This is a genomic window from Embleya sp. NPDC127516, assembly GCF_044765325.1.
GTDB lineage: Bacteria > Actinomycetota > Actinomycetes > Streptomycetales > Streptomycetaceae > Embleya.
Map to the genome: position 1 here is coordinate 1 of NZ_JBIWJT010000068.1, position 15757 is coordinate 15757.

Here is a 15757-nt window from a genome sequence, read left to right on the forward strand (position 1 = left end):
CCACAACGTCCACGTCATCGAAACCCTCCGCCGCGACCAAGGCACCCACCACCGCTTCACCACCAGCCTGGCAACCCTGCACACCCACGGCATCGACGGCGCGTTGACCTCGCATATCCCGACGGGCGGCCACACCGAGCCCGAACCCGGTTTCCCCACCTACGCCTTCCAGCGTCGGTCCTATTGGCTGGACGTGCGCCCCGGCAACACCGACGTCGCCACCGCCGGACTCAGCGCATCCGGACACCCGTTTCTCGGGGCCACGGTCGAACTCGCCGAATCCGGCGCGCGGTTCTTTTCCGGTCGGATCTCGCTGCGCACCCACCCGTGGCTCGCGGACCACGCCGTCCTGGACACCGTGCTGCTGCCCGGCACGGCGTTTGTCGACCTCGCGCTGCACGCCGCCGAGGCCACCGACGCACCCGCCGTCGAGGAACTCACCCTCGAAAGCCCGCTGATCGTCCACATCAGCGGAGCCGTCCAGCTTCAGGTCGCCCTCGCCGCCCCGGACGACACCGGCCGACGCACCATCACCATCCACTCCCGCACCGACGACCCGAACACCGACCAACCCTGGACCCGACACGCCACGGGCACTCTCGCGGCGCCCAACGCCGCTGCACGCACCGCATCCTTCGCCGCAGCGCCATGGCCTCCCGAGCACGCGACCGTCATCGACGCCGACGAGTTGTACGCGGCGCTGGCCGCCGTCGGGTATGGATACGGCCCGGCCTTCCAGGGTGTCCGAGCCGCCTGGCGGGTCGGCGACGAGCGCTTCGCCGAGGTCGCCCTCGCCGCCGAACAGCGTGATGACGCCGCTGCGTTCGGCATACATCCGGCACTCTTGGACGCCGCGCTGCACGCGGGGCTCGACACCGACACCGGGCCGGGGTCGCCCGGCGGGCCGAGGTTGCCGTTCTCCTTCCGGGGTGTGCGCCTGCTCGCCACCGGTGCCACCACGCTCCGCGTCCGCCTGGCCCCCGCCGGGCCCGACGCGCTCGCCCTCTCCGTGACCGATGCCACGGGTGAACCGGTGTTGTCCGTCGAGTCGTTGGCCCTCCGTCCGACCCCGGACGGAGGCTTGGCCAAGACCGGCACGAGCGGCGCCGGTTCGCTCCATCACCTCGACTGGGTCCCGACGCCACTCACCGCCGAGGCCATACCGACGGTGGCGACTCTCACTGCGTTCACCGAGCCTGCCGGCCCCGCCCACCACTCCGTCGCGGTCGGTAGCACGTACGCCGGCTGGCCCGAGTTGCACGCCGCCGTCGAGGCCGGGTCCGGCGTGCCGGACGTCGTGCTGATCACGGTGCCCCCCTCGGAATCCGCTCCGCCGAACCCGATCGGGCAGGCCCACACCGGCACCCGACACGTTCTGCGCGTGGTGCAATCCTGGCTCGCCGACGCACGGTTCGAGTCCTCCCGACTCGCGGTGCTGACACATCGCGCGGTCGCCGCGAAGGTGGGCGAGGAGGTGCCCGGTCTGGCCGGCGCGCCGCTGTGGGGCCTGCTCCGCACCGCCCAGGCGGAGTACCCGGACCGCTTCGTACTGATCGACACGGACGGCCACGCCTCCTCCGTGGCGGCGGTCGGCGCGGCGCTGGGCTCCGGCGAACCGCAGCTCGCTCTGCGCGAAGGCAGCGTGTTCCTTCCTCGGTTGGTCCGAGCGAGCGTCGACGTCGCCGAGACTCGGACCGTGCGCCCGCTCGATCCGGACGGCACCGTCCTGATCACCGGCGGCACCGGCACCCTCGGCCGCCTCGCCGCACGACACCTGATCACCGACCACGGCGCCAAGCACCTCCTGTTGACCAGCCGCAGCGGCCCCGACGCCGACGGGGCCGACGAGCTCGCCACCGAACTCACGGCACTCGGCGCGCAGATCACCATCACCGCATGCGACACCGCCGACCGCCCGGCACTTGCCGCCCTCCTCGGCGGCATCCCCGACGACCACCCCCTCACCGCCGTCGTCCACACCGCCGGCACGCTGCACGACGCGGTCGTCACCGGCCTGACGGGCGAGCATCTCGACGCGGTCCTGCGGCCCAAGGTCGACGCGGCCTGGCACCTGCACGAACTCACCCGCGACCACGACCTCAGCCACTTCGTCCTCTACTCCTCCGTCACCGCAACGCTCGGCAACGCCGGACAGGGCAACTACACCGCCGCGAACGCGTTCCTCGACGCGCTGGCCGAGCATCGCCACGCGCGGGGCCTCCCCGCCACCTCCCTCGCCTGGGGCCTGTGGGCCGAAAGCAGCGGGATGACCGGACACCTGGACGGGACCGATCTGGCCAGGATGTCCCGGGGCGGCGTCGTACCGTTGGCGACCGACGAGGGGCTGGGCCTGTTCGACGCCGCCCTGCGGGCCGGCCGCCCAACGGCCGTGCCCGCCCGCCTGGACCCGGGTTCACTGCGCGCCCGGGCGGTCACCGGTCCGATCCCCGCCGTCCTGCGTGGCCTGGTCCGCGTCCCGGCTCGGCGGGTGGCGGATCCGACGTCGACCGCAGCCGGCACCTGGGCCGAACGGCTGGCGGCCCTGCCCGTCGAACGCCGCGAGAGCGAGCTGCTTGGAGTGATCCGTTCCGGTGTGGCCGTCGTGTTGGGTCACACCACGTCCGAAGTCGTTGACACCGAGCGCACGTTCAAGGAGTTGGGCTTCGACTCGCTGACCGCCGTCGAACTGCGCAATCGGCTCACCGGCACGACCGGTGTACGACTGCCCGCAACCCTGATCTTCGACTACCCGACGCCCGCCGCACTCGCCGGATTCCTGCGCTCGGAGGTCCTGGGCGTACCGGACGGCGACGCAGCGGCCGGCTCGGTAGGGCCGGTCCGGGCGGCGGACGACGATCCGATCGTGATCGTGGCGATGAGCTGCCGCTACCCGGGCGGCGTCCGTACGCCGAACGATCTGTGGGACCTGGTCGCCGCCGGCAAGGACGTCATCGGCGACTTTCCCACCGGACGCGGCTGGGACCTGGACGGGCTGTACGACCCGGATCCCACGCGGGCCGGTCGGTCCTACGCCCGCGAGGGCGGGTTCCTGTACGACGCCGAGGGGTTCGATCCGGACTTCTTCGGGATCAGTCCGCGCGAGGCGCTCGCCACCGACCCGCAACAGCGACTGCTGCTGGAGACCGCGTGGGAGGCGTTCGAGCGCGCGGGGATCGAACCGACCTCGCTGCGCGGCAGCCGTACCGGCGTATTCACCGGCGTCATGTACAACGACTACGGGTCGCGGCTGCTGAGTCGGGCACCGGAAGGGTTCGAGGGCTACCTCGGCAACGGCAGCGCGGGCAGCGTCGCGTCCGGCCGGGTGTCCTACACCTTCGGGTTGGAGGGCCCGGCGGTCAGTGTGGACACCGCGTGCTCGTCGTCGCTGGTCGCGCTGCACCTGGCCGCGCAGGCCCTGCGGCAGGGCGAGTGCACGCTCGCGCTCGCCGGTGGCGTCACCGTGATGGCCACGCCCAACGTGTTCATCGAGTTCAGCCGCCAGCGCGGGATGGCCCCGGACGGCCGATGCAAGTCCTTCTCCGCCTCGGCCGACGGCGCGGGCTGGAGCGAGGGCGCCGGGTTGTTGCTGCTGGAGCGGCTCTCCGACGCCGAACGCAACGGACACCCCATCCTCGCCGTCCTGCGCGGCTCCGCCGTCAACCAGGACGGCGCCAGCAACGGACTCACCGCACCCAACGGCCCCTCCCAACAACGGGTGATCCGCCAGGCTCTCGCCAGTGCCGGTCTGACGGCAAATCAGGTGGACGCGGTGGAGGCCCACGGAACGGGTACGAAACTCGGCGACCCGATCGAGGCACAGGCGCTGATCGCCACCTACGGCCAGGACCGACGCGCCGAACACCCCCTCTACCTAGGCTCGTTGAAGTCCAACATCGGGCATGCCCAGGCCGCCGCCGGTGTCGCCGGCGTGATCAAGATGGTGCTGGCCATGCGGCACGGCGTTCTGCCCAAGACACTGCACATCGACGAACCGTCACCACACGTCGACTGGACCGCCGGCGCCGTCACCTTGCTCACCGATGCCGAACCCTGGCCCGAGACCGACCACCCGCGCCGCGCCGGCATCTCCTCCTTCGGCATCAGCGGCACCAACGCCCACCTCATCATCGAGCAGGCACCCACACAGCCGGCAAAGCCGGACCAGGGACCGGAGTCGGAGCCGGAGCCGGGCGGGCACCACGCCGCCATCGCCCTACCTGTGCCGTGGGTACTCAGCGCACGCAGCCCACAGGCACTCCGCGATCAGGCCGAGCGGCTGCGGGCGTACGTCACCGCGCGTCCCGACGCCGATGCCGCCGCGATCGCCCGCACCCTGGCGACCCGACGGACCACCTTCGACCACCGCGCGGCCGTGATCGGCACCGCTCACGAGGACTTCGTAACCGGCCTCACCGCCCTCACCCAGGGGCGGACCGGCCCGACGACGGTCCGGAGGCGACCCGTGACCCGCGCCGACAAGACCGCGTTCATGTACACCGGGCAGGGCAGCCAACGACCCGGCATGGGCGCCGAACTGCGCGCCGCGTACCCGGCGTTCGCCGACGCCTTCGACGAGGCCGTCGCCCACCTCGATCCGCACCTGGACACACCTCTGCGCGAGGTGATCGACCACCACCCCGAACTCCTCGACCAGACCCGCTACACCCAACCCGCACTCTTCGCCCTGCACATCGCCCTCCATCACCTCCTCACCCACCACGGCATCACCCCCGACTACCTCATCGGCCACTCCATCGGCGAACTCACCGCCGCCCACCTCGCCGGAGTCCTCACCCTCCCCGACGCCGCCACCCTCGTCACCACACGCGCCCGCCTCATGCAAACCGCACCCACCGGCGGCACCATGATCGCGGTCAGCGCCGCGCCCAACGAACTGGCCGCACTCCTCGACGGTCACCAGCACCTGGTCTCCGTCGCCGCCCACAACGCACCCCACGCCACCGTCATCTCAGGCGACCGCGAACTCTGCCTCCACATCGCCGAACAAGCCCGCACGGCCGGTCACAAGACCAAGGAACTCAAGGTCAGCCACGCATTCCACTCACCCCACATGGAGCCGATCCTCTCCGAGTTCCACGCCGTGGCCGCCGACCTGACCTACCACTCCCCCCACACGCCCCTGATCTCCAACACCACCGGCACCATCGCCACCACCGAACAACTCACCGACCCCACCTACTGGACCAACCACATCCGCCACGCCGTGCACTTCCACGACGGCGTCACCACCCTCCACCACCAAAACGTCACCACCTACCTCGAACTCGGCCCCGACACCACCCTCACCACCCTCGCCCGGGACACCGTCGAAAGCCTGCGATCGGGTGGCCCTGCCGAGGAGGCGTCGTCCGACTTCATCCCGACCCTGCGCCGCAAGCACCCGGAAGCCCCGGTCCTGATCACCGCCGTCGCACAGGCCCGGCTGGGCACGAGCACCGCGGATTGGGGCACCCTGCTCGACGCCGACGGCCCGATCGTCGAGGATCTGCCCACCTACGCGTTCCAGCACGAGCCGTATTGGCTCCAGGCACGGGCGGATACCGATGTCGCCGCCGCCGGGCTGGACGCGAGCGACCACCCGCTCCTCGCCGCCGCCCTCCCCCTCGCCGACAACGACGGACTCATCCTCACCGGACGCCTCTCCCGCACCACCCACCCCTGGCTCACCGACCACACCGTCCTCGACACCACCCTGCTCCCCGGCACCGCCTTCCTCGACCTCGCCCTGCACGTCGCCGAGCACTTCGGCCACGACGGCGTCGAGGAACTGACGCTGCACGCGCCGCTCGTGCTGCCGGACACCGGAAGCGTGCAGATCCAGGTCGCGGTGGGCGAGGCGGACGACTCGGACCGACGGACGGTGACCATCCACTCCCGGTCCGAGCAGTCCGAGGCGGGCGGTGACGACGGTCAGGCGTGGACCGTGCACGCGTCCGGGGTGGTCACCTCGTGGGACATCGACGAACCCGAGCCGGCCGGCGAAGGCGTCTCCTCGGCCTGGCCGCCGCCGGAGGCCACCGCCGTGGACGTCGACGCGCTGTACGACACGCTCGGCGCCGCCGGTCTCGGGTACGGACCCGCCTTCCAGGGATTGCACGCGGTGTGGCGGCTGGGCGACGACCGCCTCTACGCGGAGGTGCGCCTGCCCGAGGAGATCGAGCCCGCCGGATTCGGCCTGCACCCGGCCCTCCTGGACGCAGCGCTGCACCCGCTCGCCTTCGCCGCGCTCGCCGACGAACCCGACCGCGTGCCGCTCCCGTTCACCTGGACCGGGGCTCGCCTGCACCGGACGGGTCGGCCCGGTCCGAGCACCCTTCGGGTCCGGCTCACGACCGTCCGGAACACCGCCGCGCTCACCCTCACCGACACCGACGACAAGCTCGTCGCCACGATCGACACCCTTGCGCTGCGCCCGTACACCGCGCGGCCGGCGAGCGACGAACATCTCCACCACGTCGAGTGGAGGCGCGCGGCCGAAGTCGGGGACGCGAACGATTCCGGCTGGACGCTGCTGGCGCCGAAGACCGACCCGCTCGCCCCGGACGCGGCGGCGACCCACGCCGACCTCGCGGCGTTCCAGGCCGGCCTGGATCGGCACACACCCGCCCCGGCGACCGTGGTCGCGGTGATCGTCTCCCACGTCGGCGACCGGGTGGCGAGCGTGCACGCCACCACCCGGGACACCCTGGCGCTGCTCCAGGCCTGGTCGGCCGACGAACGTCTGGCCGACACCCGCCTGGTCCTGGTCACCCGCGACGCCGTCGCCACCCGTTCGGACGAGGATCCGCACGATCTGGCCGCCGCCGCGCAATGGGGCCTGGTCCGTACGGCGCAGACCGAGCACCCGGATCGATTCGTGCTGGTCGACCTCGACGGGCACGAAGCCTCCCGGCTCGCGTTCGGCGCGGCGTTGGCCTCCGGCGAGCCGCAACTCGCGGTGCGGGCGGGAGCGGTACTGGTACCCCGGTTGGTGCGCTCCGGCGCGGTCGGGGCAGGGCACGTCACGCCGCCCGCCGCCGGAGGGACGGTGCTGATCACCGGTGGTACCGGCGCCTTGGGTCGGCTGGTCGCCCGGCACCTGATCACCGAATACGGCGTCGGACACCTGCTGTTGGCGAGCCGCCGCGGCCCGGACGCCGACGGCGCCGCGGAACTTGCCGCCGAACTCGGTTCGCCGACCGTACGGATCACCATCGCCGCGTGCGACACGGCCGACCGCGCGGCCCTGGCCGCCCTGTTGCGCACCATCCCCGCCGAGCACCCCCTGACGGCCGTCGTGCACGCCGCCGGCACCGTGCGGGACGCCACCCTGGGCGCGCTCACCGACGAGCACGTCGACGTGGTCCTGCGGCCCAAGGTGGACGGCGCCTGGCACCTGCACGAACTCACCCGCGACCTCGACCTCACCCATTTCGTCCTGTACTCGTCGGTAAGCGCGACGCTGGGCACCGCCGGCCAGGGCAACTACGCGGCGGCCAACGCCTTCCTGGACGCGCTGGCCCAGCACCGCCGGGCGCACGGGCTGCCCGCCACCTCGCTCGGCTGGGGCCTGTGGGCCGAACACAGCGCGATGACCGGCCACCTCGACGCCGCCGACCTCGGGCGCATGTCCCGGGTCGGGATCACGCCGATGGGCGGCGAGGAGGGGCTCGGCCTGTTCGACGCCGCACTGCGTGCCGGCCACGCGACGGCCGTGCCCGCCCGCCTGGACCCGGCCGCGCTGCGCGCCCAGGCGAGCGCCGGGACGACCCCCGCCATCCTGCGCGGCCTGGTCCGCGTACCGGCCAAACGAACCCGGCGCGAGGCCGAGGGCAACGATCCGACTGCGCTTCGGGCACGGCTCGCCGCTTCGGCCGAGCCCGAGCAGGGCCGGTTGTTGCTCGAACTCGTCCGCGCCGAGGCCGCCGCCGTGCTCGGACACCCCACGCCCGACACCATCGACGCGTCGCGAGGTTTCCTCGACCTGGGCTTCGACTCCCTCATCGCCGTCGAATTCCGCAACCGCCTCGGCGGTGCGACCGGGTTGCGGCTGCCGACCACGCTGGTCTTCGACCACCCGACCATCCATGCGCTCTCCGGCTACCTGCGCAGCCGACTCGCGCCGACCTCCCAGTCGGCCGGTCCAGCCGATTCGCTGCTCGCCGAACTGGACCGGCTGAACGCCGTGTTCGCCTCGCTGACCGCAACCGGCGGGACCGGGTTCGACCACCATTCGGCGGTCACCGGCCGGCTGCAAACCCTGCTCCGCACCTGGAACGGCACCACCCGCACGGGCGACGGCGCCGACGACGACCTCGCCTCGGCGACGGACGACGAGCTGTTCGAGGCCCTCGACAACGAACTCTGAGCAGACCCGCGCCGACCCGTCCCACGACCACTGGCTGCCTCAAGGGGGCTGACTTCGCATGACGACCACGAACGAGCAGAAGCTTCGCGACTACCTCAAGCGCGCGACCACCGACCTGCGCCAGGCACGGCGCCGGCTCCAGGAGCTTGAGACCAAGGCGCAGGAGCCGATCGCGATCGTCGCGATGAGCTGCCGCTACCCCGGCGGCGTCCGGACACCGGAGGACCTGTGGCGGCTGGTGGCCGAAGGCACCGACGCCATCGGCGATTTCCCGACCGAGCGCGGCTGGGACCTGGACGGGCTGTACGACGCGGACCCGGATCGGGTCGGCAGCTCGTACACGAATCGGGGCGGCTTCCTGCACGACGCGGACGGGTTCGACCCGGAGTTCTTCGGGATCAGTCCGCGCGAGGCGCTCGCCACCGACCCGCAGCACCGGCTGCTCCTGGAGACCGCGTGGGAGGCGTTCGAGCGCGCGGGGATCGAACCGACCTCGCTGCGCGGCAGCCGTACCGGCGTGTTCGCGGGCGTGATGTACAACGACTACGGGTCGCGGCTGCACGCGAACGTTCCGGACGGCTTCGAGGGTTACCTGGTCGCGGGCAGCGCGGGCAGCATCGCGTCCGGCCGGGTGTCCTACACCTTCGGCCTCGAAGGCCCGGCCGTCACCGTGGACACCGCGTGCTCGTCGTCGTTGGTGGCACTGCACCTGGCGGCGCACGCGCTGCGGCAGGGGGAATGCTCGCTCGCACTGGCGGGCGGGGTCACCGTGATGGCCACCCCGGCGACGTTCGTCGAATTCAGCCGGCAGCGTGGTCTCGCCGCCGACGGCCGCTGCAAGGCGTTCGCGTCCGCCGCGGACGGTACCGGCTGGAGCGAGGGTGCCGGACTGCTGCTGCTGGAACGACTGTCGGACGCCCGGCGCAACGGGCACCCGGTATTGGCGGTGCTGCGCGGTTCGGCGGTCAACCAGGACGGCGCCAGCAGCCAACTGACCGCCCCCAACGGGCCGTCCCAGCAGCGGGTGATCCGCCAGGCGCTGGCCGACGCGGGGCTGACGCCGGATCAGGTCGACGCGGTGGAGGCTCACGGCACCGGGACCAGGCTCGGCGACCCGATCGAGGCACACGCGCTGCTGGAGGCGTACGGCATCGATCGGCCCGCGGAACTGCCGCTGCGGCTCGGCTCGATCAAGTCGAACATCGGCCACACCCAGGCGGCGGCGGGTGTCGCGGGCGTGATCAAGATGGTCGAGGCGATCCGGCACGGCGTGCTGCCCAAGACATTGCACGTGGACGAGCCGTCATCGCACGTGGACTGGACCGCCGGCGCGGTCACCCTGCTGACCGAGGCCGAACCGTGGCCCGAGACCGACCACCCGCGCCGGGCCGGCGTCTCGTCGTTCGGGATCAGCGGCACCAACGCCCACGTGATCATCGAGCAGGCCGACGCGGAGCCGACCGGGCCCGGGGCCGGGATCGGAAACGGGGCCGGGGCCGGGGTCGGGAACGGGGCCGGGGCCGGGGTCGGGAACGGGAACGAAGCCGGGACCGGGGCCGGGAACGGGAACGAAGCCGGGGCCGGGGTCGGGAACGGGAACGAAGCCGGGACCGGGGCCGGGAACGGGAACGAAGCCGGGGCCGGGGTCGGGAACGGGAACGAAGCCGGGACCGGGGCCGGGATTGCGAACAAAACCGGGACCGACACCAACTCCCAGTCCGGCAGCGACTCCGGCACCGGGACGGTTGCGGCCACCACCGGGCAGGCGGCGATCACGACCGCCGGGAGTGCTACGACCGACATCGCTCCGCGACCGGTCCCGTGGGTGCTCTCGGCCCGTACTCCGCACGCGCTGCGCGATCAGGCGCGCCGGTTGCACGCCCACATCGAGGCGAACCCGGAGGCCGATGTGGCTGCCGTGGCACGGGCGTTGGCGACCGGGAGGACCAGCTTCGACCACCGGGCGGCCGTGGTCGCCGGGGATCGGGACGGCTTCCTGGCCGGACTGCTCGGTCTCGCCGACAACCGCACCGGAGCCTCGGTCGTGCAAAACCGGTACGCGCCGGGCAAGGGTGCGACGGCGTTCATGTACACCGGACAGGGCAGCCAACGACCCGGCATGGGCACCGAACTGCGCGCCGCGTACCCGGTGTTCGCCGACGCCTTCGACGAGGCCGTGGCCCACCTCGACCCACACCTGGACCGACCCCTCCGGGAAGTGATCGACCACCACCCCAAACTCCTCAACCAGACCCGCTACACCCAACCCGCACTCTTCGCCCTCCAAACCGCACTGCACCACCTGCTGGCCCACCACGGCGTGACCCCCGACTACCTCATCGGCCACTCCATCGGCGAACTCACCGCCGCCCACCTCGCCGGAGTCCTCACCCTCCCCGACGCCGCCACCCTCGTCACCACACGCGCCCGCCTCATGCAGAGCGCACCCACCCTCGGCACGATGATCGCGATCAACGCCGCGCCGAGCGAGCTGGCCGAACTGCTGGCCGGACACGAGGCCCTGGTCTCGATCGCCGCCCACAACGCACCTCGGGCCACGGTGATCTCGGGCGACCACGGCGCCTGCCTGCACATCGCCGGACAGGCCCGCGCGGCAGGCCACAAGACCAAGGAACTCAAGGTCAGCCACGCATTCCACTCACCCCACATGGACCCCATCCTCGACGAGTTCCACACAATCGCGAGCACCCTCACCTACCACCCCCCACACACCCCACTGATCTCCAACACCACCGGCACCATCGCCACCACCGAACAACTCACCGACCCCACCTACTGGACCAACCACATCCGCAACGCCGTCCACTTCCACGACGGCATCACCACCCTCCACCACCAAAACGTCACCACCTACCTGGAGTTGGGACCCGACACCACCCTCACCACCCTCGCGCAGGAGACGATCGACGACCTCCGGCAGGCGGACCAGTCCTCGGCCGGTCGGGAATCCGTCTTCATCCCGACCCTGCGCCGCAAGCACGGCGAGCCGGACACGTTCACCGCCGCCGTCGCGCACACCCGCCTGCTCGACGGGCTACCGGACTGGACTTCGCTGCTCACGGCAGGCGAGTCCGCCGTCGGGCTTCCCACGTATCCGTTCCAGCATGAGCGGTACTGGCTGGCGGCGCCGGCCGGCGGGAGCGACGTGACGTCCGCCGGTCTGTACGCCGCCGGGCACGCCCTGCTGGGAGCGGCGATCGCCCCCGCGGACGGCGACGGGCTGTTGTTCACCGGCCGCCTGTCGCTGCGCGCGCAGCCGTGGCTGGCCGATCACGCGATTGTGGACACACCCCTGTTGCCCGGGGCCGCGTTCGTCGACCTGGCGATCCGGGCCGGCGACCACGTCGGACTCGACGTCGTGGAGGATCTCACCCTCGAAGCCCCGCTCGTGCTTCCCGAGAGTGCCGGCGTGTTGATCCAGATCGCGGTGGGTGGTCCGGACGAGACCGGCCGGCGATCGATCACGATCCACTCGCGGAGCGAACACGACGCGGAACCCGGCCTCCCGGCCGACCACGCCGAAGCCTGGACACGGCACGCGGTCGGCACGCTCGCGGCCGGCACGCCGGTGGATCCGCGCGACCTGGTCGAGCAACACGAGGTATGGCCGCCCGAGCACGCGACGCCGATCGACCTCGCCGACGCGTACGCCTCGCTCGCCACACACGGGCTGTCCTACGGACCGGTGTTCCGGGGATTGCGGGCCGCCTGGCGGTCCGGGGGCGACCTGTACGCCGAGGTGGCTCTGCCGGACGGCGTCACCCCGGACGGGTTCGGCCTGCATCCCGCGCTCTTGGACGCGGCGCTGCACACGCTAGCGCTGATCGCGCTCGCCGACGACCCCGAGCGCATCCAGCTCCCCTTCGCCTGGACAGGCGCCCGCCTGCACGCGAGCGGTGCGACCACACTGCGCGTACAGGTGACGACCACGGCCGAGCACACCGCGAGGCTCGCCCTCACCGACCGCGCCGGCACGCCCGTCGCCACCATCGACGCCCTCACCCTCCGGCCCACCGACACCCGGCAGTTGCGCTCCGGACCCACCGCCGGAAACCACCTGCACCACGTCGTCTGGAACCCCGCCGCCGGGCTGCCGACCGACGTGCCCGCCGCGGCCTGGACCCTGCTCGCGGCCGACACCCACCCGCTCGCCGCGAAGGCGGAGGCGATCCGGCCCACACTCGCGGCACTTCTGGCGGGGCTACCCGAGGACGCCCCGGTCCCCGAAACCGTCGTCGCGGCCATCGAGCCATCCGACGACACGCCGGCGGGCGTAGGTGCCGCCACTCGCGACACGCTCGCGTTGGTCCGGGACTGGCTCGCGGAGGATCGTCTCGCCGACAGCCGCCTCATCCTCGTCACCCGGAACGCCGTCGCCACCACGGCCGACGCGGACATCCACAGCCTGGCCGCCGCCGCCCAATGGGGCCTCGTCCGAACCGCGCAGGCGGAGAATCCGGACCGGTTCACCCTCGTCGACATCGAAACCGACACGGACGGCGAACGCGCCGCCTCCGCACTCGCCGCGGCCCTGGCCACCGATGAGCCACAGATCGCCCTGCGTGCAGGCACCGTGCTCGTCCCCCGGCTCACCCGGCTGACACCGAACCCGGCTCCCGACGCACCGACCGCGCGCCCGCTCGACCCGAACGGCACCATCCTGATCACCGGCGGCACCGGCACCCTCGGCAGCCTCACCGCACGACACCTCATCACCCGACACGGCGCCAAACACCTCCTGCTGACCAGCCGCAGCGGACCGGATGCCGTTGGCGCCACAGCACTCCAAGAGGAACTCACCGCACTCGGCGCCCGGATCACCATCACCGCATGCGACGCCGCCGACCGCACCGCGCTCACCAAACTCCTCGACACCATCCCCACCGACCACCCACTCACCGCCGTCGTACACACCGCCGGCATCACCCACGACGCCACCCTCACCACCCTCACCGACCAACACCTCGACACCGTCCTACGCCCCAAGATCGACGCCGCCTGGAACCTCCACCAACTCACCCACCACCACAACCTCACCCACTTCCTCCTCTACTCCTCCATCGCCGGCACCCTCGGCAACCCCGGACAAGCCAACTACGCCGCCGCCAACACCTTCCTCGACGCACTCGCCCACCACCGACACACCCACCACCAACCCGCCACCTCACTCGCCTGGGGACTCTGGACCGAAACCAGCGGAATCACCGACACGCTCGACGCCACCGACCGCAGCCGGATCCGGCGCTCCGGCCTCGCGCCGTTGAGCACCGCGCACGGGCTGGATCTGCTCGACCGGGCCTTGCTCCTGACCCAACCGACGGCGGTGCCGACCGCCTTCGACTCCCGCGCACTGCGCGACCAGGCCGACGCCGGAAACACTCCCGCCGTCCTTCGTGACCTGATCCGCGCCTCCGGCCGTCGTGCACAGGCGGCAGGCTCTCTGGGCGGATCTGCGCACGCCTCGACTTGGGTCGAGCGGCTCGCCGGACTCGCCGAAACGGACCGGACCCGGACGCTTCTGGAACTGGTCCGCGGGCAGGTGGCCGGTGTGCTGGGCCATCCGAGTCCGGACACGGTGGACGCCGAACGCCCTTTCAAAGACCTGGGCTTCGACTCGCTCACGGCAGTCGAGCTGCGCAATCGCCTCAGCACCGCGACGGGCCTGCGACTGACCGCCACACTCGTCTTCGACCACCCGACGCCGAGCGCGCTGGCCGCCCACCTCGGTCGCGAACTGTCGGACCGACCCGGCGCACGCGTACCCACTACGCCCACCCGCGCGACGGTGAGCCCGGATGAGCCGATCGCGATCGTGGCGATGAGCTGCCGCTACCCGGGCGGCGTCCGCACGCCCGAGGACCTGTGGCGACTGGTCGCCGAAGGCACCGACGCCATCGGCGAGTTCCCGACCGAGCGCGGCTGGGATCTGGAGACTCTGTACGACCCCGACCTGCAGCGCTCGAACACCAGCTACACGCGTCAGGGCGGATTCCTGTACGACGCGGCACGGTTCGATCCGGAGTTCTTCGGCATCAGCCCGCGCGAGGCACTGGCCACCGACCCACAACAACGGCTGCTCCTGGAGACCGCGTGGGAGGCCTTCGAACGGGCCGGGATCGACGCGGCCTCCGTACGGGGGAGCCGAACCGGTGTGTTCGCCGGTGTCATGTACAACGACTACGGCTCACGCCTGCATCTGAACGCGCCGGACGGCTTCGAGGGCTACATCGGCAACGGCAGCGCGGGGAGCGTCGCCACCGGTCGGGTGGCCTACACGTTCGGGTTCGAGGGTCCGGCGGTGACGGTGGACACCGCGTGCTCGTCCTCCCTCGTCGCGATCCACCTCGCCTCCCAGGCACTCCGGAACGGTGAATGCTCGCTGGCGCTCGCCGGTGGCGTCACCGTCATGGCCACCCCGTTGACCTTCGTCGAGTTCAGTCGGCAGCGGGCGTTGTCGCCCGACGGCCGCTGCAAGGCATTCTCCTCGACCGCCAACGGCACCGGCTGGGGCGAGGGCGTCGGCCTGCTCCTGCTCGAACGCCTCTCCGACGCCCAACGCAACGGCCACCCCATCGTCGCCGTACTACGCGGCTCCGCCATCAACCAGGACGGCGCCAGCAACGGACTCACCGCACCCAACGGCCCCTCCCAGGAACGCGTCATCCGCCAGGCACTCGCCGCGGGCAACCTCACCCCCGACCAGATCGACGCCGTCGAAGCACACGGCACCGGCACCACCCTCGGCGACCCCATCGAAGCCCAGGCCCTCCTCGCCACCTACGGACACAACCGCCCCACCGAACACCCCCTCCACCTCGGCTCCCTGAAGTCCAACATCGGCCACACCCAAGCCGCCGCAGGCGTCGGCGGCGTCATCAAAATGGTCCTCGCCATGCAACACGGCCTACTCCCCAAAACCCTCCACGTCGACGAACCATCACCCCACATCGACTGGGCCTCCGGCGCGGTGGCACTCCTCACCGAACCCACACCCTGGCCGGACACCAACCACCCCCGACGAGCAGGCGTCTCCTCCTTCGGCGTCAGCGGCACCAACGCGCACGTCATCGTCGAACAGGCACCGAACGCCGACCGAACCCGGACCGAGGCCGTGATCGAACCGGTCGCCGACCCGATTCCGACCCCCTGGCTGGTGTCGGCCCGCACCCCGCAGGCGCTGCGCGACCAGGCGCGGCAGCTCCACGAACACCTGGCGGCACAAGCCGACTTCAGTGCTCCCTCGGTCGCCCGCGTGCTGGCCGGACGGGCGTCCTTCGAGCACCGCGCGGTGATCATCGGCAACCACACCGCCACCCTGAGCGCCCTCGCCCGCCAGGAAGAGACTCCCGACCTGATCCAGGGCACCGC

General features: G+C 71.8%; 2 protein-coding genes. Both read left to right on the forward strand.

Annotation, left to right across the window (positions count from 1 at the left end; all coding sequences use genetic code 11):
* The first annotated feature begins 103 nt into the window (after positions 1-103).
* Entirely contained in the window at positions 104-8368 is an 8265-nt protein-coding gene (locus tag ACIRL2_RS50610) for an SDR family NAD(P)-dependent oxidoreductase (protein ID WP_402242455.1), read from the forward strand.
* Between the two features lie 58 nt (positions 8369-8426).
* The coding region (locus tag ACIRL2_RS50615) for a type I polyketide synthase (protein WP_402242458.1) at positions 8427-15757 on the forward strand (7331 nt) is incomplete at its 3' end.